The organism is Endozoicomonas gorgoniicola (genome assembly GCF_025562715.2).
GTDB lineage: Bacteria > Pseudomonadota > Gammaproteobacteria > Pseudomonadales > Endozoicomonadaceae > Endozoicomonas_A > Endozoicomonas_A gorgoniicola.
On sequence record NZ_JAPFCC010000001.1, the window covers coordinates 3,948,498 to 3,971,790 of the forward strand.

General features: G+C 48.5%; 25 protein-coding genes and 1 pseudogene. 11 read left to right on the top strand and 15 right to left on the bottom strand.

Features of this window, described 5'->3' with window-relative positions; translation table 11 throughout:
* Positions 1 to 229 precede the first annotated feature (229 nt).
* From NX722_RS17970 to livH, 8 genes are all read right to left on the bottom strand, one after another.
* Positions 230 to 1,558 carry a GGDEF domain-containing response regulator gene (locus tag NX722_RS17970; RefSeq protein WP_262564229.1) on the bottom strand — a complete coding sequence of 443 codons (1,329 nt, stop codon included), beginning with the start codon at positions 1,556 to 1,558 and terminating at the stop codon, positions 230 to 232.
* A 72-nt stretch (positions 1,559 to 1,630) separates the two neighbouring features.
* A complete protein-coding gene (locus tag NX722_RS17975) occupies positions 1,631 to 2,209 on the bottom strand; it encodes a chemotaxis protein CheB (RefSeq protein WP_262564230.1) in 579 nt (192 codons plus the stop codon).
* Entirely contained in the window at positions 2,209 to 3,030 is an 822-nt protein-coding gene (locus NX722_RS17980; RefSeq protein ID WP_262564231.1) for a CheR family methyltransferase, read from the bottom strand. The genes NX722_RS17975 and NX722_RS17980 overlap by 1 nt, the downstream gene beginning before the upstream one ends.
* Positions 3,027 to 7,211, bottom strand: a complete 4,185-nt coding sequence (locus NX722_RS17985; RefSeq protein WP_262564232.1) for a response regulator — start codon at positions 7,209 to 7,211, stop codon at positions 3,027 to 3,029. The genes NX722_RS17980 and NX722_RS17985 overlap by 4 nt, the downstream gene beginning before the upstream one ends.
* 433 nt (positions 7,212 to 7,644) lie before the next feature.
* Positions 7,645 to 8,385, bottom strand: a complete 741-nt coding sequence (locus NX722_RS17990) for an ATP-binding cassette domain-containing protein (protein WP_262564233.1) — start codon at positions 8,383 to 8,385, stop codon at positions 7,645 to 7,647.
* A gap of 3 nt (positions 8,386 to 8,388) precedes the next feature.
* Positions 8,389 to 9,156 carry a high-affinity branched-chain amino acid ABC transporter ATP-binding protein LivG gene (livG, locus tag NX722_RS17995; protein ID WP_262564234.1) on the bottom strand — a complete coding sequence of 256 codons (768 nt, stop codon included), beginning with the start codon at positions 9,154 to 9,156 and terminating at the stop codon, positions 8,389 to 8,391.
* Complete coding sequence (locus NX722_RS18000) at positions 9,153 to 10,472, bottom strand: high-affinity branched-chain amino acid ABC transporter permease LivM (RefSeq protein WP_262564235.1); 1,320 nt, start codon at positions 10,470 to 10,472, stop codon at positions 9,153 to 9,155. Before NX722_RS18000 ends, livG begins: the two co-directional genes overlap by 4 nt.
* Positions 10,469 to 11,395 (bottom strand): high-affinity branched-chain amino acid ABC transporter permease LivH, encoded by a 927-nt coding sequence (gene livH / locus NX722_RS18005; RefSeq protein WP_262564236.1) that lies wholly within the window; start codon positions 11,393 to 11,395, stop codon positions 10,469 to 10,471. Before livH ends, NX722_RS18000 begins: the two co-directional genes overlap by 4 nt.
* Positions 11,396 to 11,597: 202 nt before the next feature.
* Between livH and NX722_RS18010 the strand changes: the two genes are divergently transcribed.
* The 6 genes from NX722_RS18010 to NX722_RS18035 all read left to right on the top strand — a co-directional run bounded on the left by NX722_RS18010 (position 11,598) and on the right by NX722_RS18035 (position 14,304).
* Positions 11,598 to 11,750, top strand: a complete 153-nt coding sequence (locus tag NX722_RS18010; protein ID WP_262564237.1) for a type I restriction-modification system subunit M N-terminal domain-containing protein — start codon at positions 11,598 to 11,600, stop codon at positions 11,748 to 11,750.
* The gene (locus NX722_RS18015) at positions 11,728 to 11,991 is read left to right on the top strand and encodes an HsdM family class I SAM-dependent methyltransferase (RefSeq protein ID WP_262564238.1); all 264 of its coding nucleotides are present in this window, start codon (positions 11,728 to 11,730) and stop codon (positions 11,989 to 11,991) included. The genes NX722_RS18010 and NX722_RS18015 overlap by 23 nt, the downstream gene beginning before the upstream one ends.
* Before the next feature lie 31 nt (positions 11,992 to 12,022).
* Positions 12,023 to 12,826, top strand: coding sequence for an SAM-dependent methyltransferase (locus tag NX722_RS18020; protein ID WP_262568690.1), 804 nt, complete (start codon positions 12,023 to 12,025; stop codon positions 12,824 to 12,826).
* Positions 12,827 to 12,980: 154 nt separating this feature from the next.
* Complete coding sequence (locus tag NX722_RS18025) at positions 12,981 to 13,616, top strand: restriction endonuclease subunit S (RefSeq protein ID WP_262564239.1); 636 nt, start codon at positions 12,981 to 12,983, stop codon at positions 13,614 to 13,616.
* 71 nt (positions 13,617 to 13,687) lie between these two features.
* Entirely contained in the window at positions 13,688 to 13,981 is a 294-nt protein-coding gene (locus NX722_RS18030) for a type II toxin-antitoxin system RelE/ParE family toxin (protein WP_262564241.1), read from the top strand.
* 11 nt (positions 13,982 to 13,992) lie between these two features.
* On the top strand, positions 13,993 to 14,304 hold the full coding sequence (locus NX722_RS18035) for a HigA family addiction module antitoxin (protein ID WP_262564242.1): 312 nt from the start codon (positions 13,993 to 13,995) through the stop codon (positions 14,302 to 14,304).
* Between the two features lie 5 nt (positions 14,305 to 14,309).
* Here NX722_RS18035 and NX722_RS18040 read toward each other — a convergent pair whose 3' ends face one another.
* The 3 genes from NX722_RS18040 to NX722_RS18050 all read right to left on the bottom strand — a co-directional run bounded on the left by NX722_RS18040 (position 14,310) and on the right by NX722_RS18050 (position 15,839).
* A complete protein-coding gene (locus tag NX722_RS18040; RefSeq protein ID WP_262564243.1) occupies positions 14,310 to 14,774 on the bottom strand; it encodes a gp58-like family protein in 465 nt (154 codons plus the stop codon).
* Positions 14,775 to 14,894: 120 nt separating this feature from the next.
* A complete protein-coding gene (locus NX722_RS18045; RefSeq protein WP_262564244.1) occupies positions 14,895 to 15,293 on the bottom strand; it encodes a hypothetical protein in 399 nt (132 codons plus the stop codon).
* Between the two features lie 147 nt (positions 15,294 to 15,440).
* The gene (locus NX722_RS18050) at positions 15,441 to 15,839 is read right to left on the bottom strand and encodes a hypothetical protein (protein ID WP_262564244.1); all 399 of its coding nucleotides are present in this window, start codon (positions 15,837 to 15,839) and stop codon (positions 15,441 to 15,443) included.
* 199 nt (positions 15,840 to 16,038) lie between these two features.
* On the opposite strand from NX722_RS18050, the gene NX722_RS18055 reads away from it, so the two are divergent.
* Positions 16,039 to 16,299 (top strand): BrnT family toxin, encoded by a 261-nt coding sequence (locus NX722_RS18055; RefSeq protein ID WP_262564245.1) that lies wholly within the window; start codon positions 16,039 to 16,041, stop codon positions 16,297 to 16,299.
* Complete coding sequence (gene brnA, locus NX722_RS18060) at positions 16,289 to 16,519, top strand: type II toxin-antitoxin system BrnA family antitoxin (protein WP_262564247.1); 231 nt, start codon at positions 16,289 to 16,291, stop codon at positions 16,517 to 16,519. Before NX722_RS18055 ends, brnA begins: the two co-directional genes overlap by 11 nt.
* Before the next feature lie 37 nt (positions 16,520 to 16,556).
* Here brnA and NX722_RS18065 read toward each other — a convergent pair whose 3' ends face one another.
* Together NX722_RS18065 and NX722_RS18070 are read right to left on the bottom strand one after the other, a co-directional pair.
* Positions 16,557 to 16,922 carry a hypothetical protein gene (locus tag NX722_RS18065; protein WP_262564248.1) on the bottom strand — a complete coding sequence of 122 codons (366 nt, stop codon included), beginning with the start codon at positions 16,920 to 16,922 and terminating at the stop codon, positions 16,557 to 16,559.
* Positions 16,923 to 17,000: 78 nt separating this feature from the next.
* Positions 17,001 to 18,488: a Fic family protein gene (locus NX722_RS18070; protein ID WP_262564249.1), complete on the bottom strand. Its 1,488-nt coding sequence runs from the start codon at positions 18,486 to 18,488 to the stop codon at positions 17,001 to 17,003.
* Positions 18,489 to 18,664: 176 nt separating this feature from the next.
* Here NX722_RS18070 and NX722_RS18075 point away from each other — a divergent pair, with 176 nt between their 5' ends.
* The 3 genes and pseudogenes from NX722_RS18075 to NX722_RS28945 all read left to right on the top strand — a co-directional run.
* Positions 18,665 to 19,849, top strand: a complete 1,185-nt coding sequence (locus NX722_RS18075; RefSeq protein ID WP_262564251.1) for a type I restriction endonuclease — start codon at positions 18,665 to 18,667, stop codon at positions 19,847 to 19,849.
* A 28-nt stretch (positions 19,850 to 19,877) separates the two neighbouring features.
* Entirely contained in the window at positions 19,878 to 19,985 is a 108-nt protein-coding gene (locus NX722_RS28940; protein WP_407648074.1) for an IS66 family transposase, read from the top strand.
* Positions 19,975 to 20,064, top strand: a pseudogene (locus NX722_RS28945) (transposase domain-containing protein); the annotation flags it as partial. The gene NX722_RS28940 and the pseudogene NX722_RS28945, both read left to right, overlap by 11 nt.
* Before the next feature lie 233 nt (positions 20,065 to 20,297).
* On the opposite strand, the gene NX722_RS18085 reads toward NX722_RS28945, so the two are convergent.
* A complete protein-coding gene (locus tag NX722_RS18085; protein ID WP_262564252.1) occupies positions 20,298 to 21,743 on the bottom strand; it encodes a sigma 54-interacting transcriptional regulator in 1,446 nt (481 codons plus the stop codon).
* A gap of 5 nt (positions 21,744 to 21,748) precedes the next feature.
* Positions 21,749 to 23,293, bottom strand: coding sequence for a phospholipase D-like domain-containing protein (locus NX722_RS18090; RefSeq protein ID WP_262564253.1), 1,545 nt, complete (start codon positions 23,291 to 23,293; stop codon positions 21,749 to 21,751).

Genomic DNA, 23,293 nt, shown 5'->3' on the forward strand with positions numbered 1-23,293 from the left:
GGGATGACGAAAGCGTTGCATGTATGGTTTTTAGTGCTTAGCTGCACCAGGGCGAAAGGGTTGCAAAGTTAGCAGCCTGGCCCTTTAGGGCTACCTGATAGAGCTAAAAAATAGTGATTTATACGACGATAAAGACATATATAACAATCAGTAGTCGCTTATTGTCAGTTTATGCTTTGTTTTTGTTGTCAGCTTATGGTGTTTCCGAAATTTCCAGACTACTCCCGGACTATTCCCTGAGTTCATGCGCCATCCGGTAACCATTTCTGCCGGCTTTCTTTGCAGTATACATAGCATCATCAGCCGCCTTGATCAGCGCATCAGGGTCATCGCCTGAATGACAGGACGTTGCAATGCCAATACTGGTGCCTACTTTACGCATCTCACCCGATAAATCATGGGGTAAGGCAAACTGTTCCAGAATCTTTTCTGCAATGGTTCTGGCATCCTGTGGCTCTGCCACATCATCCAGTACGATAGCAAACTCATCGCCACCAAGGCGCGCCACCATGTCACCATCACGAACGCACTCCTGCAAACGATTGGCAACACTCACCAGCAAAGCATCTCCGGCATCGTGCCCCAGTGTGTCGTTGACTTCCTTGAAGTGATCCAGATCAAGGTACATGACCCCCGTATTCTTTTGCCGTCGTTCACTGCGAGCCAGTGACATCTGCAGAAACTCCTTAAACAATGCCCGGTTAGCCAGCCCTGTCAGGTTGTCGTATTTCGCCATTTTGGTGAGCTGATCTTCCAGTTTCTTGCGCTCGGTGATGTCATTGAACACCAGAACCGCACCCTGTACCTGGTTTTTTTCATTGACCAGGGCTGCCGCGTTTAACTCTGCCGGAAAACTTCCCACGGACTGACGCCAGAGGTCAGAAGGCATCTGGAAATTACCTCCGTTCTGTAGACAGTTCTCTTTCATCCCGGAGCTGTCCCAGCTTGTCATGGGGTCATCATCCGATGCATACATAAACTGACTGATGTGCTTCTCCAGCAGTGATTCTTCTGTTCCGCCCAGCAGTGAGCAGGCTGCCGGATTAATGAATGAAACCTTCCCGTCATTATCCAGACCAACAATCCCTTCACTGGCGCAATCCAGCAACAGCTTGTTTTTGCGGCTGATCCATCGCAGTTGCCGGGTGACGTCTTCCAGTTCCAACCGTTGCTGTTCCAGCTGTAAAAAGACTCTCACCTTTCCCAGCAGAATTTCCGGAACAATCGGTTTGGGAAGATAATCAACGGCTCCAGCCTTGTAGCCTTTGTTAACATAAGCCTGGTCTTTGTTGATTGCAGTCACGAAAATAATAGGAATGTTCGCGGTCTGCTTGTTGCTGTGGAGTAATGTGGCACATTCAAAGCCATCCATGCCCGGCATCTGGACGTCCAGAAGGATGACGGCAAACTGGTGATTCAACACTTCGGACAACGCAGCTTCTCCGGAATCCACCTTACGAACCTCTGCACCCAGGGGTTTCAGAAGTTTGTCCATGGCCAACAGATTTTCCTTGCGGTCATCAACCACCAGTATTTTTACTTTGCTTGTGTTACTCATAGGCTCCTTCCCTGAGCGGCACCCCTGCTCAAAACTCCTGTCGATGTAAACTCTATTGCGGTTTAAGCTCGTTTATGGCTGTCTGAGATAACTGGCAATGTCTGCCAGATCAAGAATGGCATCGGTACATCCAGTCTCAATCGCCGCCTTAGGCATTATCTTCACTTCAGCTGATTCAGGTGACTGAGCAACCACTTTGCCACCCGCCTCTTTAACGGCTCTTACACCGGCGGCACCATCACTGGTGGCACCGGTTAAGACGATAGCAGTGACATTTTCACCAAAGACTTCAGCGGCTGATTCAAACAGGACATCAATGGCTGGCCTTGAGTGGCAAACCCTCTCGTCAACGCTCAGGCTCAGCATCTCACGGGACTCAACCTGCAGATGGTAATTGCCAGGTGCCATATAAATGCAGCCGTTGTGCATGGGCAATTTATCCTGCGACAACAAAACTGTCGTACCTGTACGCTTGGCCAGAACATCCACCAGGCCTTTTTCATCACCTATTCCCAAGTGTTTACAAACCAGTATGGGAAAATTAAATTTGCTTCCCAGCTCTGAAAAAATGGTTTGCAGGGCGCTGAACCCTCCTGCCGAGGCACCAATCACAACGATGCGTTCAACCGGTGATACTTCTTTAACAGGCATCAGACTTTCTTCCTGAATATTCGCTGATGCCGGTCAACGGTTTCGAGCAGGTCCGACGATTCACTGAACTGGATATTTTCTCGCCGCCCAAGACACAAAATCCCCCGGGACCTCAAGCTGTCAATCAACAGTTTCAGCACCCGGTTCTGCAACACGTTGTTAAAATAAATCAGTACATTGCGGCACAGAACAAGGTTCATTTCACCAAAGACACCATCCGATACCAGATTGTGGTTGGCAAAGGTAATATGCTCTGACAGCCGGCCATTGAATTTGATCGAGTCGTACCTCCGGCTGCAGTAATTTTCCAATGACGTATACCCACCGGACTTGCTGTAATTGTCTTCATACAGGGGTAACTCAGCATCCGGATAAATGCCACTGCGGGCAATTTTCAGGGAATTTTCATTAAAGTCCGTCGCGTATATCTGACAGCGATCCAGCAGGTTCTCTTCGTCCAGCAAAATCGCCATGGAATACGCTTCCTGTCCTGTCGCACAACCGGCATGCCAGATTTTTATAAAAGGAAAGGTCTTTAACAGGGGAATGATGTTCTTGCGCAATGTCTGAAAAAAGTCGGGGTCACGAAACATTTCTGTCACGGTGACGGACATATCTTTAACAAAGTGGGCAAAGACTGCTTCATCATGGATAAACAGAGGAATAAGATCGCTGATTTTGTCCGTTTTAGCCGCACTCATATGCTTGCGAATTCGCCGCATCATTGAAGCCCGGGCATAATGGGCAAAGTCATATCCGTATCGAGCTTTCACTGCATCGAGTAACAGCTGTAGCTCCAGATCCTGATAAGTTTCTGTCATTTGAATAACCACAGCTTCATCATGGCCACCAGCTTTTCCAGATCAACAGGCTTGGTCATGTAATCATTGGCTCCAGCCTCAATGCATTTTGACTTGTCGTCTGACATTGCCTTGGCCGTGAGTGCAATAACCGGCAAATCCTTCCATTGCGGTTGTTCCCGCATCTTTGTCATGGCTTCATAGCCGTCCATCACCGGCATCATGATATCCATCAACACCAGTTCTATGCCCTCTTCATCTTCCAGCTTCTTCAGGGCATTCTCACCGTTATCAGCGATCAGTACTTCCAGTCCGATAGCCTGAAGGCCTTTTGACAGGGCGAAGGTATTACGCAGGTCATCATCCACCAGCAGAATTTTGTGACCTTCCAGAGAGTTCTCTGGAAGCCTGACAGGTTCTTTTTCAACGCCATCGTTCTTGTCAATGGAATGCATGAACAGGCTGACCTCATCAATCACCCGATCCGACGCCATATCGCCTTTCATAACCATAGAACCGCTGAATTTTTGCAGCTGGTTATGCTCTTCCTTACCTAAGACCCGGCTGGTATGAATAACAATCGAAGGCATTTTGCCCTGCAATTTTTCGTACAGCCCCTCCAGAAACGCCAACCCACTCATATCTGGCAGGTCAACATCCATAACAATGCACTGCCATTTATGTTCCAGCTGTGAAGCCATGGCATCGGCAGCCGTTTTGGCTTCGCCAACATTCAGCCCTTTCTTCACCAGCAGTTCTTTCATGTGCGCCCTGCTGTTTTCATCCGCATCAAGCAGCAATGTGTGGCTGATGTCTGATGAAATAGCCTGCTCGACGCTGGTAAACACGGACTCAAGATCCGCTACCGTGACAGGCTTGGTTAAATAGCCCACAGCCTGAGTGTTTTTAATGTCATCCCGATCCCGACCGGAAATAATATGAACCGGAATATCGCGGGTTGATGGTTCGTTCTTGAGAATATTAAGAACCGCTTCGCCATCCATATCGGGCAGACCGAGATCAAGCACAATAGCCCCTGGCCGACTGGATTTAGCCATCTTAATGCCTTCCTCGCCGCTGTGAGCCGTTAAACAGACAAACTGATGGTTTTTCGCTATCTGCGATAAAATGGTCGAAAAATGTTCATCATCTTCAATCAGCAACAGGGTTTTACCGTCTGAAGACAATGGAGCAGCATCGGCTTTCGGAGTTGGTGCAGGTGTCGCAGCCATTTCCCTGATTTTTTTACGCCCCTTTCCAGAGGAAAAGGCTAGCTTGTCTGCTGCGGTTCCTGACAGACCATCAGAAACAGCCGGTGAGTAGCTTTCTGCCAGAATTTTTTCACCGGTAAGAGAGCAAATGGCATTGTCTGGCAGGTAGAGCGTAAAGGTTGTACCTTCACCTTCTGTACTTTCAAGCCCAATGTACCCACCCAGCATATTCGCCATTTCTTTGGAAATGGCCAGGCCAAGACCGGTGCCGCCATACTGCCGACTGGTTGATCCATCAGCCTGCTGGAACGCTTCGAATATGGCTCTTTGCTTCTCTTTAGGAATCCCTATACCGGTATCCCTGACATCAAACGCCACAAAGGTTTCTTCACCATGCTCTGTCTGTCGGCTGGTATTGTGAATACGGATATAAACACCGCCGGTTTCAGTGAACTTGAATCCGTTAGACAGGAAATTCTTGATAATCTGCATCAACCGCTGGCTGTCTGAAAGAATGCACCGGGTAGTACCCGGATCGACTTCTACGGAGAAGTCGAGGCCTCGGTCATCAGCCAGCGGTTTAAAGAGTGTTCTGGCACTGGTACACAGTTCTTCAATATCAACATCTTCCAGATTAATCGCCATCTTGCCCGCTTCAACCTTGGACAGGTCAAGAATGTCGTTAATCAGGTCAAGCAGCTCTTTACCACCGTCGTATATCACCTCAGCAGACTCAATCTGGTCTTCGGTCAGGTTGCCCTCATCATTGTCTGCCAGCATTTGCGCCAGCAGCAACAGTGAGTTAAGAGGTGTGCGAAGCTCATGGGACATATTCGCCAGAAACTCTGACTTGTATTTACTGGCCAGCTCCAGCTCTTTGGCTTTTTCTTCCAGTGTTTTACTGGACAGCTCAATATCAAGGTTCTTACGTTCAATTTCAGCTTTCTGCTGTTGCAGCATCTCGGTCTTTTCTTCCAGCTCAACGTTAGACTTCTGCATCTCCTCACTTTGAGCTTTGAGTTCTTCCTGTGATTCCTCCAGAATCCTGGCACGGTTTTCCAGCTCATCATTCACAGCCTTCAGCTCTTCCTGCTGTTTGCGCATGGCTTCTGACTGTTTGGTGGTTTTGTCCAGTAGCTGGTTAACACGGGTTCGGTACTGGGCTGAGTTAATGCCTATCGCTACGTTTTCAACAGATTGTTCAAGAAAGTTTTTCTGATCTTCGGTCAGTGGCTTCAGCAGCCCAAACTCAAGAACACCTTTTACTTCATTTTCATAAATGAGAGGCACTACGATAACAGAGTGAGGTGAAGCCATTCCCAGACCCGACTCAACGGTCATGTAATCGTCTGGCAGATTGGTGAGTTCAATTGTCTGCTGCTCAAGCGCAGCCTGGCCGACCATACCCTCGCCCAGTTCGAAGTTGTTTTTGGTCTGCTTTCGCTTACTCCAGGCGTAAGATCCCATCAACTGCAACTGTTTATCATCATCCAGAACGTACATAGCGCCTGTCTGCATATCCAGATATTGCGCCAGATACGACACGATATTCTTACAGAGGTCAGAGATTTCCAGTTCACCGCGAATACTGTTGTTCAGCCCAGCCTGTCCATCCTGTTGCCAGCTTTTCCTCTCATTGTCATTGATCACCCGTCGCAACTTTTCGGTCATTTCAGCAAAGCTGCTACTCAGCTCACTGATTTCATTATGACCACTGATCACATCAACCTGCACATAGTCGCCGGACGCCACCCGATTCACCCAGGCGGTAATGGTACGAATGGGTTTTACCAGCCTGCGGGTTATCAGCAGGGCGATCATCAACACCAGTAGAATGGTGATCGCAGTAATGAACAGCAGTCGATTCCTGAAGTTTTTGACCGTAGAAAAAGCGTCCGTTTCCAGTACTTCTGAAATCATCACTAGTGGCGTCCCAGCCACATTTATAGGGTGGAAAGTTCCTAGTACAGGCTGATTGGCAGCGTTTTTATAACTGAGGATATGACCGCGACTGGCATTTATTATGTCTTTTCTTTTCGAATGTCCTCCGGCTTCCTCAACGTCCAGGCTCAGATCACCAAACTCATTTTCACTTAATTCCTCATGGTCATGATCCCGGAGTGTATCAAGCTCAACAAACTCAAAAGTCTCTTCATCCATATGACTGATCCAGTTGTCAACAAGCGGGTTATCGACCTGAACCTTCATGGTCTGGTCAGAACCCAGCTCTGTTCCGTAGCGGACATACTGGTCGGTACCAACAAGGTAGGACTTCAGCCCCTCACCAAACTGGTTATCATTCTCGAATATGCTCTGAACGTTATAAGCCAGTATCTGAACGGCCAGCACACCATCCACCTCTTCCCGGTCATTGACAAGAGGCAGAATAAAAAAACTAACGGGCTGGTCGTGAATGGCTGGGTATAAATCAACATCGGCATAACGGGGTTCAGCCAGCTCTATGCTGTTTTTGACGGCAATAGAAAAAGTGGTTGCTTGAAGTGCTTCGTCCTCAAACAGGTTTTTCCCAAGATCGGAATAGGCGTTCACTGTGTAAAGAATATTGCCATTCGCATCCGCCAGAATGACATCGGAATAATCGTAATAGCGCAGGAAATCAAGAAACGCCCAGGAATAGTCCTCCAATATGTAGTTATAGGGTCTGGAGTAAACAAAATCATTCAGGCTGCCGCCTGACTGAACAAAGCTACTCTCAAGCTTCTGTAGAAACGTCTGGGCAATACCTGCCTTTATAAACAGATTGGTGACGACCGAATCAAAGTAATCATTAATTTGCTGGCTCAACAGGATGTTGATGGTGGTCAACTCCTGATAGCGACTATCAACAATATCCTTTTTCCCTTCACGGTATTCATTGAAGCCGATGATTGCGATAGGCGTTAAAGAGAGCAGCATGAACCAGCCAAACAAGGTAGCTGCGAGTCCATGTCTGAATTTGTTCTGTGATTGTTGACTGTCTGTTTGCTTCATAAAGGGCAAATCCATTGCATCCTGATCAGCTGGATATTCAGGGTTTAACCCTTATTCAATCGCCCCCACTGTAGAAAGGTTTAGCGGATAGTCCTTCTTTCAGAAAACAGAAAAGAGGCTTTTAGCGAAATAAAATAAAGACAAACCCAGTGCCAAAAGAGAAAGAGACAGCAGGACTATTTCCTGACGGCTCAATTGATCATTCGAAGGTTTCATACTGCTCACCTCGTACTGCTTAATCAGTAAAAATTATAGAAAGCCACTCAAACCATTCCAGGTCAGACAACAGAGAGTCCATTGCCCGTATCTTCGGCCTGTCGGGATAATTGCAGAAAGAAAGAAGGCAGGACTGGTCGATACCCGGCTGATCAATGGTAGGTATCGACCTTTAAAGGGTGAACATAAAACAGGGCAACGTCACTAATTTGGCAATTCAGGCACCAAGATACGCTTCCTGAACCGCTTCGTTGGTCAACAGGACACTGCCCTGATCCTGTAGAACAATGCGTCCGTTTTCCAGAACATAGCCCCGGTCTGCCAGTTTCAGTGCCTGATTGGCATTCTGTTCAACCAGAAAAACCGTCACGCCTTCGCTGCGCAGCTTGTCGATGATTTCAAAAATCTGCTGAATAATAATGGGCGCCAGCCCCAGCGAAGGCTCATCCAGAAGCAGCAACCGGGGTGAACTCATCAGCGCCCTGGCAATGGCCAGCATTTGCTGCTCACCACCGGACATCGTGCCACCACGTTGTTTTAACCGCTCTTTAAGTCGGGGAAACAGCTCTAATACATGTTCAATGTTTTTCTGAAACGTTTTCCCATCGACAAAGAAGCCGCCCATGGTCAGGTTTTCCTCAACCGTGAGGCGGGAAAAAATCCGGCGCCCTTCAGGTACAATCGCCAGTCCCGAGCGCATAATGTCTGATGTTGGCTTGTGTGTGATGTCCTGACCATCATAAATAATGCTGCCTGAGCTGGCCCGGGGTTCACCGCAGATGGTCATTAATAATGACGTTTTGCCTGCCCCGTTCGCACCAATCAAAGTGACTATTTCCCCCGGACAGATATCCACACTGACACCATCCAGCGCCTGAACCTTGCCATAAAAGGTGGATACATTTTCCACACTCAGCAAAGGCTTTCCCATCCATTGTTCAATAACATGATTTGCCATGATTCAGGACTCCCCCAGATAAGCCTTGACCACTTCCGGATGACTTCGCACCCTGTCCGGAGTACCAGAAGCCAGAGGTCGCCCCTGATTAATCACGTATATACGGTCTGAAATGTCCATCACCAGTTTCATATCGTGTTCAATCAGCAGCACAGAGACATTATGATGATCTCTGAGGTCTGAAATCAGCTCATTCAGCTCTGCGGTTTCATTCGGGTTCAGCCCGGCTGCCGGTTCATCCAGCATGAGAAGCTCTGGCCTGGTGACCATACAGCGAGCTATTTCCAGTCGCCGCTGCTGACCATAAGCCAGGTTCCCTGCCTCCCGGTTGGCAAACTCTGATAACCCAACCTTATCCAGCCAGTATTCAGACTGCTCCAGAGCCTTCCGCTCACTACGCCGAAAAGCCGGTGTTTTAAACAGACCGGATAACAGGTTGGTATTCAGCTGCCGATGCTGTGCCACCAGAAGATTTTCAAGCACTGTCATCGATTTAAACAACCGGACATTCTGAAAAGTCCGAACCAGTCCCAGACGGGATATTTTAAAACCCGGCAGTTGATGAATGGCCTTACCCTTAAACCGGACAACACCGCCCGTTGGCTTATAAAAGCCCGTAAGACAATTAAATACCGTTGTTTTACCGGCACCGTTTGGCCCAATAATGGAAACAATCTCTTTCGGGCAAACTTTCAGCGCCACCTGATCCACGGCCAGCAACCCGCCAAAGCGCATACTCAAATCGTCGGCTTCCAGTAACCATTCACTCATGAGGATGCTCCTGCTTCGACAACCTGACCTTCAGAGGCTTTATTCTTTGTTTTTAACGTCATATGTGGGCGCTTCATAGGCAATAAGCCTTCAGGACGCCAGACCATCATGCATACCATCATCAAGCCAAACATCAGCATGCGGTATTCCTGAAACTCCCTCGCCAGTTCCGGCAGCATCGTCATAATCACCGCAGCAAGAATAACACCCAGCTGAGACCCCATTCCCCCAAGCACAACAATGGCGAGAATGATGGCTGACTCAATAAAGGTAAATGACTCAGGACTAATAAACCCCTGTCGTGCAGCAAAGAAGGTACCGGCAAAACCGGCAAAAGTAGCTCCGATGGTAAAAGCAGACAGCTTGATCGCCGTTGGATTCAGCCCCAGAGACCGGCAGGCAATATCATCTTCCCTTAAAGCTTCCCAGGCTCTGCCAATAGGCATTCGAAGTAAGCGGTTAATCACAAACAGTGTCGCCAGAACCAGCAGCAAGGCAAGAATATAAAGGAAGATAACTTTATATACGCCACTGTAATCAATCCCAAAAAACTCATGGAAAGTCGTTCCTTCTCTGGCACGCCGGTTAAACTCCAGACCAAACAGTGTGGGCTTGGGAATCTGAGAAATGCCATTAGGGCCATTAGTCAGTTCCGTCCAGTTATTCAGCAGGATGCGGATAATCTCTCCAAACCCCAGCGTAACAATGGCAAGGTAATCCCCTCTCAGACGTAAAACCGGGAAGCCAAGAATAAAACCAAAGAATGCAGCCAGAAGCCCACCGGCTAATAACCCGGTCCAGAAGTCCACACCAAAATACTGGTTCAGCAGCGCGTAACCATAAGCCCCTAACGCATAAAACCCCACATAACCCAGATCCAGCAAACCCGCTAAACCAACAACAACATTTAACCCCAGTCCCAGCATGACATAAATCAACGTCAGGGTAGCCAGGTCTATAGCACCTCTTGAGGCATAAAACGGCCAGACAAATAAGCCGGCAACGGCAAAGCAAAGCACCAACCTGCGGGCATTGTTGAAAAAAGAGTTAAAATAAGCAGGCTTTGTCGTCAGTACCGGCACAGCAGGCAAATTCTGCTTTACTGACTTAAAGCCATGATCCAGCCAGTCCCTGAACAGCTGAAAGATAAAAACAACACCAGTGGCTATAGCGATTGACGTATAGATGGATGATTCAACACCCTTAATCCGCAGAATCATACCATCAGACTGAAGTCGTACACCCAGCATAAGACTGGCAAGAATCACGAGAACCACTGATGACAGAATGGCCGGAGTCCATCGAAGTGTTTTCATACTTTTTCAACCTCCGGGCGACCAAGGATACCTGTGGGCCTGAACAAAAGAATCAGGATCAGCAGACTGAAAGCAACAGCGTCTTTGTACTCAGTACTGAAATAACCCGCCGTCATCGCTTCAGTCACCCCAAGAATCAACCCACCCAATACAGCCCCGGGAATACTGCCAATCCCCCCCAGTACCGCAGCGGTAAAAGCTTTCAATCCGGCCATAAAGCCAATGTAGGGATTAACAACACCGTAATACAAACCCAGCAAAACCCCTGCTACAGCAGCCAGTGCCGCACCAATAACAAAAGTCAGCGAAATGATCTGGTTGGTGTTAATTCCCAGCAACCCGGTCATACCCAGATCTTCAGCGCAGGCCCGGCAGGCTCTGCCCATACGTGAACGGGAAATAAACAGCGTCAGAACCGTCATCGAAATAAAAGTGACCATAAAAATAATCACCTGCATATACGACAGGGTTGCATTAAACCCGTCCTCAGGCCCAAAGACCCAGCCGCCACTGATCAGCCCCGGCATGGCAATATCCCTGGAACCCTGCGCCAGACGAACATAGTTTTGCAGAAAAATAGACATACCAATGGCGGAGATCAGCGCTATCAGACGGTTACTGTTTCTCAAGGGGCGATAAGCCACTCGTTCAACAGCAAAGCCGTAGGTACTGGTGATGATAATGCTGATAATAAAAGCGCCAGCCAGCATTAAAACGACACTGTCAATTCCCATCATAGCCAGCGCCGCTAATACAATGAAGGCAATGTAACTGCCAATCATGTAGATCTCGCCATGCGCAAAATTGATCATACCAATGATGCCATAGACCATTGTGTAGCCTATGGCGATCAGGGCGTAGGTGCTGCCTATCGTAAGCCCGTTAAGTACCTGTTGAATAAGGTAATATCCGGAATCCCCCATTCTACATCCTCTTTTTTATTATTCTTGATAAATACTATTGTCAGGACCTGTCCGATTCTCTCATACGACAGTGGTTCTTGGTAGGGAAGGAGCATTCAATCCCCCACGCCTTTCCTGTACCCTACCCCCATCTAAAACTCAGGCCGTCCGTCAGCCGCATACCGGCACAATCAACCGGACGCTTGCATCACCGGTTACACCCATGTCACAAAAACTCAGCCTGGAAACCCTCGAAAGCTGGCTCTGGGAGTCTGCCAATATCATGCGGGGCTCCATCGACAGTTCCGACTTCAAGAACTACATCTTCGGCCTGATCTTCCTCAAGCGGTTCAATGACGTGTTTCAACCTGCTTGATCCGCAACCCGGCCACACTGTGTACGACCCGACCTCTGGCAGTGGCGGAATGCTGGTAGAAAGCGCTCACCATGTGGCGCAGTTGCCCAACGGCACCATTGCCGGACAGCCCAACATCCTGCTCTACGGTCAAGAGAAAAACCTCGGCACCTGGGCCATTGGCAAGCTGAACCTGTACCTGCACAACATGCGGGCGGAACTGGAACGGGGCGATACCCTGGTTCAACCCCCTGCACCGTGATGAAAACGGCATCCTGAGTTTTGACCGGGTAATTGCCAATCCGCCGTTTTCCGCCAAGCAGTGGTGGACACCCATCGAGATCAACCGCCCCAGAAAAACCGACAAAAACGGCAAGAAAAAGGAAGTCGCCCCCAGCTACAAAAAAGAGCTGACCGACCCTTACGGACGACTGGGTTATGGTATTCCGCCCCGTGGTTACGCCGACCTCGCTTTCGTACAGCACATGCTCGCCAGTTTGAAAGACAATGGTCGCATGGGTGTGGTACTGCCCCACGGCGTACTGTTCCGGGGCGGTGAAGAAAGCAAAATCCGCACCGGCCTCTTGAAAGGCAACGACGAACTGCCCGGTGATCGCATTGAAGCCGTTATCGGCCTGCCCTCGGCCCTGTTCTACTACACCGGCATTCCCGCCTGCATCCTGATTCTTAACAAACAGAAGCCGGACAACCTGAAAAGCAAAGTGGTGTTTATTGATGCCAGCCGTGAATTCGCCGAAGGCAAAAACCAGAACAGCCTGCGCCCGGAAGACATTGAACGTATCCACAATGCTCACAGTGCCGCTTTCTACCACAACACGGAAGAAGACAAATACTGTCGTGTGGTGGAGCTGAAAGAGATTGCAGACAACGACTACAACCTGAACATTGCCCGCTATATCGACACCTCGGAGCCGGAGCCGCAGGTGGATATTCCGGCGGTGCTGGGTGAGTTGAATGCTATCACCGATAGCCTGAAAGCTGTGGATGATGAGTTGGATGGTTATCTGGAAGAGTTGGGGCTGACTGCTACCCGTCATTCTCGCGAAGGCGGGAATCCAGAAATGGAGGAGGTGTGATGGGAGCTGTGTTGCCGGAAGGGTATCAGGACTCCGAAGCTCTCCCCCCACTCCCCGAACAAAAAAAATCGCCCGAATCCTATCCACCGTAGACCGGAAACTGGAACTAATCGACCAGCAGATCACCGCCACCCAAACCCTGAAAAAAGGCTTGATGCAAAAGCTGTTTTCCGAAGGCGTGGGGTCGCAGGATGCCAACGGGCAGTGGCAGCCTCATACCGGGTTTAAAGATTCTGAGCTGGGGAGGATTCCGGCTGGGTGGGAGGTAATGCAGCTTGGTGATGCCGCACTTTTGCAGAGGGGCTTTGATTTACCATCGCAGGATAGAATCAAGGGGGAAGTTCCAATCATTTCCTCAAGTGGAGTAGCTGGTTATCACAACGAGTACCAGGTTAAAGGCCCAGGTGTTGTAACTGGCCGATATGGAACAATCGGTGAAGTTTTTTATGTTGAGCCTAATCACTGGCCGCTGAATACATCTCTATGGGTAAAAGACTTCCACGGCAACTACGAGCTTTTTGTGTATTATCTGCTCAAGACTATTGATTTCAAAAAGTTCAGCGAAAAAACTGGTGTTCCCGGTGTCAACCGTAATGACCTGCACAAGCTCAAAATAGCCTTGCCTCCAGTCTTGGAGCAAAAAGAAATATCGAAAATACTTCAGGCAGTTGAAACAAAGCTGAACCACCTGACCACCCAGAAATCCCAAACCCAACAACTGAAAAAAGGCCTGATGCAAAAACTGCTCACCGGCCAGATCAGGGTTAAGCCGGAACCACAGGATCATTAACCGGCCGGGTTGTCTCCGCACTGCGGGGGCAATTTCCTTAAGTAGCATGATATCCGTGCTATTATGATTCGATGATTACTTCATTCAAAGACAAGGCGACTGAAGATATCTTTAATGGCAGAGCCTCTCGTCATGCCCGAAAGGCGTGCCCACAGTCGCTCTGGCGCCTGACCTGCCGCAAGCTGGATCAACTTGATTCGGTGTCGTCACTGGATGATCTCAGGGTTCCTCCGGGCAATCGTCTTGAGGCTTTATCTGGCAACCGAAAAGGACAATACAGCATCCGGATTAATGATCAGTACAGAATTTGCTTTGTCTGGCTTAAGTCTGCCCCGGCAGAAGTGGAAGTAACGGATTACCATTAGGAGAACAACCAATGACCCGCATCCCCACAAACCGCCCACCCACTCATCCCGGTGAAATGCTGCTGGAAGAGTTTCTGTTACCGATGAACATTACTCAGCGGGAGCTGGCATCGGCCATTCATGTCCCTTACCAGCGAGTCAACGAACTCGTCAACGGCAAACGGGGCATTACCCCTAGCACTGCCCTGCGACTGGCTCGCTTTTTGGGTATGTCACCAGACTTCTGGCTTAACCTGCAATTACGATGGGATTTATACAAGGTACAACAGGCTGAAAAAGACGACATTGATCGAATAGAGGTGTTTACAAAAAGGAGCGCATAACTCAGTCACAAGTGAAAGTACCAGTTCACAACAAACACGCTGATGATGGTAGTAATCAAACCGCCAAAGGTGATCCAGTACTGCCGGTGCATATTACCCAGTTCGGAGCGGATACTGCCTGTTTCTTTGTGCATTTCTGAACGCAGACCGGATATTTCTGTCTGCATTTCTGAGCGCAGGCCGGTTATTTCTGTCCGCATTTCTGAACGCAGGCCGGTTATTTCTGTCCGCATTTCTGAACGCAGGCCGGATATTTCTGTCCGCACTTCCGAGCGCAGGTCGGTAATGTCTGACTTTAATGCCAGATAGCTGCGCTCACTTTGAAGCTGTATCTGCATGATGGCTTCCTGCATCACCAGTACATCTTTCTTGCTGGCATTGTGGTCAGGGTCAAGAGAGGCACTGACGGATACGGCAAGTTCTTCATCAATTCCGATGCGTTTTAATTCTGAGAATAACGACTTTTCCATAGCTCACCTTCCGGATTGAGAGGTGATTATAGACTCTGTAGCGGCAAGGTTCCTTCGGCTACCGTTGCCCGTTGCCCGTTGCCCGAAAAAAGTTTCGCTGTTTTTTACACCGTCGTCTACTCACAAGTGAAAGTACCAGTTCACGACAAACACGCTGATGATGGTAGTAATCAAGCCACCAAAGGTGATCCAGTACTGCCGGTGCATATTACCCAGTTCGGAGCGGATACTGCCTGTTTCTTTGTGCATTTCTGAACGCAGACCGGATATTTCTGTCTGCATTTCAGAGCGCAGGCCGGATATTTCTGTCCGCACTTCCGAGCGCAGGTCGGTAATGTCTGACTTTAATGCCAGATAGCTGCGCTCACTTTGAAGCTGTATCTGCATGATGGCTTCCTGCATCACCAGTACATCTTTCTTGCTGGCGTTGTGGTCAGGGTCAAGGGAGGCACTGACGGATACGGCCAGTTCTTCATCAATTCCGATGCGTTTTAATTCTGAGAATAACGACTTTTCCATAGCTCACCTTCCGGATTGAGAGGTGATTATAGACTCTGTAGCGGGAAGGTTCCTTCGGCTACCGTTGCCCGTTGCCCGTTGCCCGTTGCCCGTTGCCCGTTGCCCGTTGCCCAAAAAAGTTTCGCTGTTTTTTACACCGTCGTCTACTCACAAGTGAAAGTACCAGTTCACAACAAACACGCTGATGATGGTAGTAATCAAGCCACCAAAGGTGATCCAGTACTGCCGGTGCATATTTCCCAGTTCGGAGCGGATACTTCCTGTTTCTTTGTGCATTTCCGAACGCAGACCGGATATTTCTGTCTGCATTTCTGAGCGCAGGCCGGATATTTCTGTCCGCACTTCCGAGCGCAGGTCGGTAATGTCTGACTTTAATGCCAGGTAGCTGCGCTCACTTTGAAGCTGTATCTGCATGATGGCTTCCTGCATCACCAGTACATCTTTCTTGCTGGCGTTGTGGTCAGGGTCAAGGGAGGCACTGACGGATACGGCCAGTTCTTCATCAATTCCGATGCGTTTTAATTCTGAAAATAACGACTTTTCCATAGCTCACCTTCCGGATTGAGAGGTGATTATAGACTCTGTAGCGGGAAGGTTCCTTCGGCTATCGTTGTCCGTTGTCCGTTGTCCGTTGTCCGAAAAAACTTTCGTTCAGGAATGTTCTTTCAGCCATTCATCAAAAGAGCAAAAACTAAAGCATGGTATATATTTGTAGTTTAAAAGGTATACTGGAAGGTATCGATCAGTGTTGTTCGAGTATGATCCTGATAAAAGCAGAACCAATATGGATAAACACGGCATTGACTTTGATGAGGCTCAAAACCTCTGGCTCGACGAGTCAAGAGTGCTTCTTCCTGCCCATGTAAACGGTGAAAAGCGGGTGTTAATGATTGCCACTTACAAGGGCAAACACTGGACCGCCATTTATACCCTGAGAGGCGATAAAATACGGATTATTTCAGTACGACGTTCCCGCACCAAGGAGATCAATTACTATGAAAACTGAAGACTTCGATAGAGCCTTTGATGAAGGCAGTGATGACATTGATGCGGTGATCCAGTGGGATCAGGGACACCGGCCTGACCTTGAAGCCAAACGAGTTAACATCGACTTTCCCCTCTGGATGCTAAAGGCACTGGATAAAGAAGCCGCAAGGCTGGGTATTGCCCGGCAAGCCATTGTAAAAACATGGTTGGCAGAACGGCTTGGGCAGGTAAGAAACTAATGCAGTCGGGCTTTTTGGTTCTTCGCTCATAGTCTGCTCACAAGTAAAAGTACCAGTTCACGACAAACACGCTGATGATGGTGGTAATCAAGCCGCCAAAGGTGATCCAGTATTGCCGGTGCATATTACCCAGTTCGGAGCGGATACTGCCTACTTCTTTATGCATTTCTGAGCGCAGGCCGGATATCTCTGTCCGCACTTCCGAACGCAGGTCGGTAATGTCTGACTTTAATGCCAGATAGCTGCGCTCACTTTGAAGCTGTATCTGCATGATGGCTTCCTGCATCACCAGTACATCTTTCTTGCTGGCGTTGTGGTCAGGGTCAAGGGAGGCACTGACGGATACGGCAAGTTCTTCATCAATTCCGATGCGTTTTAATTCTGAAAATAACGACTTTTCCATAGCTCACCTTCCGGACGTTGCCCGTTGCCCGTTGCCCGTTGCCCGTTGCCCGTTGCCCGTTGCCCAAAAAACTTTCACTCAGGGCTGCTTTTGTGAACACAGCTCAATACAAATTCGTTCTATCTTTTCAAAATCATGGTCAGTCAAAAACTCAAACCGCTTTCTTTTACGCTTGCTCAGTGTGCCGTCATTATCCAGAATCATTTTTACCATAAGGCGCAGTTCTTTGGCCGGAAGGTCAAGTACCTGATCCAGTGCGCTGTACAGTTTGTCTGCCAAAACCAGGGTGTCGATCTCTTTAGGCAACAGATTCTCTGCCACATCCTGAATCACGTCACACAACCACTGGCAATAGTGAGTTAAATCCAGATAGCGAAACAGGTGATCCGTTTCCCCTGCAATGGTGATCTGTCCGGCTTCATCAATATAAAAATCAGTCTGATCACAAATCAAGCGGGATAAATAATCCAGTGTCTGATAATAGGTTTGCTGCCGATTCAGGATGCCACCCGATACCGGAAGAAGAATACCCGGCTGTAATAGCCCGGACTTGGCCAGCACATCCTGAATCAGGTAACGACTTATACGACCATTGCCGTCCATAAAGGGATGTAGATAAACAAAACTGGCCGACAGAATGCCCGCACGGACACTGGCTGGTATTTCAGAGTCATTCAGCCGCTCTACCATGGCAAACCAGTCGTCCATCAGGTCTTCGATGTTTTCTGGTCGGGGAGGTGTAAGCGCAACCCCCTGAGGGCCGGGACCGCCAATATAGTTTTGTTCAACCCGGTAATCCGGCTCCTGTTGATGGCTGTCCTTGATGATGTTCTGAATCTCAATCAATCGCTTTTTAGTCAGTGGTGTCCCACCGGCCAGTTCCAGGGCCCGGCCAAAGCGAATGTATTTGTCCGGCGTAATATTTTCCGATTCAATCTCTGACGAGGTTCGGGTTTCATAGGTGGTCAGAAACCGGGCGGCTCTGGCAAATACGGTTTCATCGTAATCTCCCAGTACCCTGTGCAGGCATTGTTGCAGGCTGTCGTCAGACACGCCCTGCAACGGTTCGATCTTTCGAACCAGTGGCAAAAAACCAGCATGACCAGGAAGGTTGTTACGCAGGCAATAACGACGAACATTTTCAGGCCGGGCGGTAAAATACTGGCTGTCGTTCAGAACCGGTTCGTATTTAACGGCTTTGCAGTCAGGCAAAGGCAGTAACTGACCTGTCAGCCATTCATACCAGAACCACAAACGGCGACTCCATTGACTGTTAGGACGCTGACGAATGTGTGCAGCCACCTGCTCGCTCACACCTTCCTGTGCAAACACTGATTTCAGGTAGGCGGGGTTCACCCCTTCATGTTTCAGGGCAAACAGCAAATGAGCGCAGGTAGAGTCATCAGCCCTGGCAGACTCCGGAAAATTTTGTTCAAACACCTGATGCCGCTGAATCTGGCTGGCTTTGGTTCCCAGCAGCCCTCCCGTATAAGAGCGTACCGAATGAGGCAATACCCGAAGCTGATAATGTTCTTTCAGCCACTCATAACCAAGAGGATAAGACATAAATCAGACCTTTTTAAAGACAGTAAATCCTAAATCTACACACTAAATACTAAATATGCCCATCAAAAAGAGCAAAAAACTAAATACTGCCATCACCCAAACCGGATACCACCAAACCAGCAGGAGTGATAAAGTTTCCCCGTTTTAGATTGTGTACTGAAGTCAGGAGTCTTGCGATGAACACGGACGATGCCCCCTTTCATCGAAAAGGTAACGCTGAACGGGAAGGCGTCGAAAAGCCCGCCATCGTCTGGTTGCAACAACTGGGTTACACCCACCTGCCCGGCAAAGCAGTGGGCAAACAACAGCCACACCGCCACCTGCCCCCTATCCTCACCGATGTACTGACTGAGCGGTTGCTGTCGTTCAACCCGTGGCTGGCTGATGTGACTGCCGGTGTCGATACCGTACTTCGTGAATTAAGAGGCGCTTTTAATAAAAGCGGGAACGACAACCTGATGGCCGCCAACCAGAACGTCTGGGCGTCGGTGATTCATGGCAGCGGGATTCAGGTTAAGGACAAACAGGGTCGCCCTCGCAGTGTCTGCTTTTTCAGTCAGTCTGAGCCATTAAACAACCGCTTTCATGTGGTGGATCAGTTCGTTGGCACCAACAGCGATGGTGACGAGTTCCGGCCCGACCTGCTGTTGTTTATTAATGGGCTGCCGCTGGCGATGATTGAGTGCAAAGCCAGCCACGTCAAAATCGGCAAGGGTATCAACCAGTTGCTGAGTTACCAGAACAGCCACCCACGACACTTTGTGTTTAACCAGGTGTGTGCAGCCATCAACCGTAACCAGGCGTTGTACGGTGCCATTTTCACGCCAGAAGCCTTCTATTTCCGTTACCGGCTGGAAGCCAGCGAAGAAGCAACTGTACGTCAGCGGTTGCACGCTATGCAGCCCGACAAAGAACCCACGGAACAGCATCGCCTGCTCTGGGCTCTGTTCGAGCCCTCCCGCTTTGTGGAGCTGGTCTGCCAGTTTGTGCTGTTCGAACTGGACGAAGGCCGCACCATCAAAAAACTGCCCCATTACCAGCAATGGCGGGCAGTACGAAAGACCCTTGCCAGACTCACGGCTGATAAACCGGAAGGTGGTGTCGTCTGGCACACTCAGGGCAGTGGCAAGTCGCTGACCATGGCGTACCTGACCCGTTACCTGCGAGCTGAGTGTGTAGGCTTGAACAATCCCAGCGTACTGGTGCTGACGGATCGCACCGACCTTGACCGGCAAATCTCCGATACCTTCACCAATGTAGGTATGAGCCCCATCAAAGCCCCGTCGGTTGCCGGACTGGAGCGGATGCTATCGAACGACTACGGCAGTGTATTCACCAGCACCGTTTTCCAAACACATTAAATTTTTTGTCAAAAAGTTACAATAACATCTGAATGCTTCGGAGCGAGCTATCAAACCCTTCGTAATGGGACGCAAAGGCTGGCTGTTCTCGGATACCGTAGCGGGAGCAAGAAGCAGCGCCATAGGAGACCGCTAAACAGAATGGGCATGAGCCTTATGCGTGGCTGCGCCATGTTCTGATGCTTTGCCGTCCATGCCCAAAGGCAGCGATGTAAAAGAGTTGCTGCCAATGAATATTCAGCCAGAGTCGTTAAGATACTCGCATTGAGGCTTCAGGGTAGGTGTTGTTGGCTGAGCGCTCACGATTATATGATGAAGGTTCTTGGGTTGGTTAACATGTGATCATGTTTTTGCCGTGCTGGCAGTGTTAGCTCACAACAGATTTTCATAAGTATGGTTAGCCCAACTGCCAGATAGCGGTATTTGGGCATAAGACAGCTTCATTGCATCATGATTCAGGTTCAGATGTGTTCTTTACTCGTTCCGTTAGTGTGCGCTCTGAACAATGCAGGAGTCCTGCTGCATTTTTGGTACTTCCAAAATGCTTAATGGCCCAATTAGCCATTTTCTTCTGAAACCAAGCAGTTCTTTCCTGCCAGCTCCCATCCCCAAAGTCTGAATCCGGATTTTCACTCCTCTCCCAACGTTGCCACTCTTCAATTGCAGTATTTATAGCCTCCTGCTCAGATTTTTCTCCAATCCAAACCATCAGAAGAATAGCTAACCTTTGAAGATCTCTGAGGTTTCCCCCCAAATAGTGACTATCAAAGATGTCATGAAGAGGAGCGCACACAGGAGCCTTCTCAGGTATACGCTCTGATCTTCGACACTCTCTCCATACTTGCTGCCAATCTGCCTGAATATCTTCCCTGCATAAACGCAGAGGGGGAACTTCAACAATCAAATGAGCTATCCGATCAAAAAAATCAGGGTAGAGTTTTTTTCGGAGCTGATCGAAATTTAGATTACTGGCACAAACCAGTTCAAAGTCAGAGGTTTGCTCCTGATCTGAACCAATCTGCCGGTATCTGTGATCCCGATCTTGTAACGTTCTTACTAATTCTCTCTGGACTTTATTCGGCAGGTCTTGCACCTCGTCAAGGAACAACAGTTTGCCATCTGCTTCTCTTAGCAGCCCCTTTCGCTCTTTGTCAGCTCCCGTAAACGCACCTTTGACATGACCGAATAACAAACTTTCTGCCACGGTTGAATTGAGTCCACCACAGGCAAGAGCTACAGCCTCTCGCTGCTTAATTTTGCTGACGTGACTTTCTACTAAACGGGTTTTACCCGTACCTCGTTCACCGAGAATAAGGAGAGGATGGCCATGAAAGCCCGAGAATTGCTTGAGTCGCCGTAAAGCGTCCAGCCTAGCTTTAGATTTTGCTTCCGGTTCATATATCGCCCGATCAGGATTCAGCAACTGATCGTCACGAATTTCGGACAAATACGTCGTTATAGCAAATTTAACTGGCTTCAGGCTGGTTCTCTTAGTATCCGGATTATACTGAGAAGACCACAGCCTCGTTCCAAACGGGAAAGCCCCGCCAGCCGAGAGCATAAGCCAGATGCTGTGCATTGCTGGAGTTCCGGGCGAAACATTGATATGAAGGCACTTTTCATTACCACTTACCATAGGCACAATCTGATTCTTTACAAACTGATAAACTTCTTGGTGATCAGTCGGGTCTTCCAGTTCGGCAGAAATCTTCTCGATGCAGGCTCCTTCAAGTTGCTCAGGAATACTTTCGATTGTAATTGAGGTCGTCTGGACTAGATACAGAACGGTCTTTACAGGCTCTCTTCTGTTTAACTTTTTAAGAGTGTTTTCGAGTACTTCAATGCCAGCACGCTCAGCGTGCCAACAAAGAAGTATATGGCCATTGGTATCCATAAAATTCACTCCAGAACAATCGCGCTCAACTCCAGCTCATCTTTTAAGCGCTTGGCTGCCCTCAACTGCTGAGGTGAATTAATCACAATTACTTTTCGACCGCTGGGTTCCTTATAAACAGCCGGACTATACGGAACCTGCTTAGGTTTCTTCTTTTTACCATCCTTTTTACCTTCATCGTAATCCACCTTTTGTTTAAACTCCTGCTTGGCTCCTTTCGCCAATCGCGGAGCCGTAACCAACCACTGACAGTTCAGCTCATGTGCCAGATATGGAAGCTTTTCATATGGCGGTAATTCCGGCATTGATCCTTTAATCTCTTCTGCTGAGATTGAGTTTTTTTCACCCAAATCCAGATCAATGCTTCGTAGAACATCATGTTCATTCAGAGACTTGCCATCCCATATCTTAATCTGTCCCAAAACATCACCTATCTGAGCTATGGGGTGAAGCTGCCAACGGGAGTTAGATTTCCAATATTGAAACGTGTGCAGCAGGTCTTCCATACGATCATCGTTAATGACGATACCGAGTTCGAAGCCTTCATCAAGCCCATGCTTTTGAAAATTAGCAGACATCACCATAGCTTCCTGTTGGTCCACTATCAAAGCCTTCGCATGCAGCCATTTGAAACCTAAGACCATTGCGCCGGCTTTTGCCAACGCTTCTAAAGCGGACATGGCAGCAGGCCTAATTCGGGCAAAAACAGTAACAGAGATACCTAATTTGGCTTTCTTAATAATTGCCTGAACAATTTGATGTTCAAGATCCCAACCGAAACAACAGACTTGAATTTCAGATTGAGCACTTCGAATCATCGCAAGTGCTTTTTCAGATATTTGTTGTCGCTTTTCTGTGGTAGCAATAACTGGAAGGCTCTCTGCTGGATGATCAATACCACCAAAAGATTTAACTGCAGCAAATGAACCTGACTCAATAGATTCATGTTCAGCTGCTTCCCACAAAGCCCATTTCAAGTACCCTGCCAGTTGTTTCACTTCGAACTCTTCAAGCTCAAGTAGTAGCTCTTCATTTCGTTGCATTGCATCAGTTGTGATATTAGCGGTTAATAACACCCCTTTGGCATTGGAAGTTAAAGGATCAGCCAGTACCACTTTCGCGTGAAAACTGCTACTGGTACGGAATTTCACCTTTCCTGCCAGCCTTTTCAACATGGCTTTGTGCTGCGCCAATACCTTCCTGTCAAATTCCCCTTCAGGATCTTCGCGATCTAACCGTGCTTCAGCTGCAATCAGACAATAAGCTCGGACTCCACGCTCTTCAGCTTCAAGCAGTGCTTGCTCTACATCCTCATCAGCCAACAGAAAACTGCATAAAACCAACATTTCCTTTGTGCTATTTATGACATCCAGCACGGCATTCTTGATTGCATACTTTTCAGTTACAGAGTCCTTAACTCGACTAAGATTTTTTACAGCGAACACCGGTTCTTGAAAAGAGTAATCAGCCCAAAGCGTTGGGAGTGATATCGAGCGATTATTTACAATCTTCGAGAATGTTTTACAAAATATTTTGTCCAATGTGCTCAT

Coding starts and splice junctions, on each gene's coding strand:
- brnA (WP_262564247.1), top strand. CDS start 16,289: ATGAAAACTGAAGACTTCGATAGAGCCTTTGATGAAGGCAGTGATGAC.
- NX722_RS18070 (WP_262564249.1), bottom strand. CDS start 18,488: ATGTCTTATCCTCTTGGTTATGAGTGGCTGAAAGAACATTATCAGCTT.
- NX722_RS17985 (WP_262564232.1), bottom strand. CDS start 7,211: ATGAAGCAAACAGACAGTCAACAATCACAGAACAAATTCAGACATGGA.
- livH (WP_262564236.1), bottom strand. CDS start 11,395: ATGGGGGATTCCGGATATTACCTTATTCAACAGGTACTTAACGGGCTT.
- NX722_RS18075 (WP_262564251.1), top strand. CDS start 18,665: ATGAACACGGACGATGCCCCCTTTCATCGAAAAGGTAACGCTGAACGG.
- NX722_RS17980 (WP_262564231.1), bottom strand. CDS start 3,030: ATGACAGAAACTTATCAGGATCTGGAGCTACAGCTGTTACTCGATGCA.
- NX722_RS18035 (WP_262564242.1), top strand. CDS start 13,993: ATGACCCGCATCCCCACAAACCGCCCACCCACTCATCCCGGTGAAATG.
- NX722_RS18065 (WP_262564248.1), bottom strand. CDS start 16,922: ATGGAAAAGTCGTTATTTTCAGAATTAAAACGCATCGGAATTGATGAA.
- livG (WP_262564234.1), bottom strand. CDS start 9,156: ATGAGTGAATGGTTACTGGAAGCCGACGATTTGAGTATGCGCTTTGGC.
- NX722_RS18040 (WP_262564243.1), bottom strand. CDS start 14,774: ATGGAAAAGTCGTTATTCTCAGAATTAAAACGCATCGGAATTGATGAA.
- NX722_RS18025 (WP_262564239.1), top strand. CDS start 12,981: ATGCAAAAGCTGTTTTCCGAAGGCGTGGGGTCGCAGGATGCCAACGGG.
- NX722_RS18045 (WP_262564244.1), bottom strand. CDS start 15,293: ATGGAAAAGTCGTTATTCTCAGAATTAAAACGCATCGGAATTGATGAA.
- NX722_RS18000 (WP_262564235.1), bottom strand. CDS start 10,472: ATGAAAACACTTCGATGGACTCCGGCCATTCTGTCATCAGTGGTTCTC.
- NX722_RS18010 (WP_262564237.1), top strand. CDS start 11,598: ATGTCACAAAAACTCAGCCTGGAAACCCTCGAAAGCTGGCTCTGGGAG.
- NX722_RS18090 (WP_262564253.1), bottom strand. CDS start 23,293: ATGAGCACATTGGACAAAATATTTTGTAAAACATTCTCGAAGATTGTA.
- NX722_RS18030 (WP_262564241.1), top strand. CDS start 13,688: ATGATTACTTCATTCAAAGACAAGGCGACTGAAGATATCTTTAATGGC.
- NX722_RS17990 (WP_262564233.1), bottom strand. CDS start 8,385: ATGGCAAATCATGTTATTGAACAATGGATGGGAAAGCCTTTGCTGAGT.
- NX722_RS17975 (WP_262564230.1), bottom strand. CDS start 2,209: ATGCCTGTTAAAGAAGTATCACCGGTTGAACGCATCGTTGTGATTGGT.
- NX722_RS18050 (WP_262564244.1), bottom strand. CDS start 15,839: ATGGAAAAGTCGTTATTTTCAGAATTAAAACGCATCGGAATTGATGAA.
- NX722_RS17970 (WP_262564229.1), bottom strand. CDS start 1,558: ATGAGTAACACAAGCAAAGTAAAAATACTGGTGGTTGATGACCGCAAG.
- NX722_RS18015 (WP_262564238.1), top strand. CDS start 11,728: ATGACGTGTTTCAACCTGCTTGATCCGCAACCCGGCCACACTGTGTAC.
- NX722_RS18085 (WP_262564252.1), bottom strand. CDS start 21,743: ATGGATACCAATGGCCATATACTTCTTTGTTGGCACGCTGAGCGTGCT.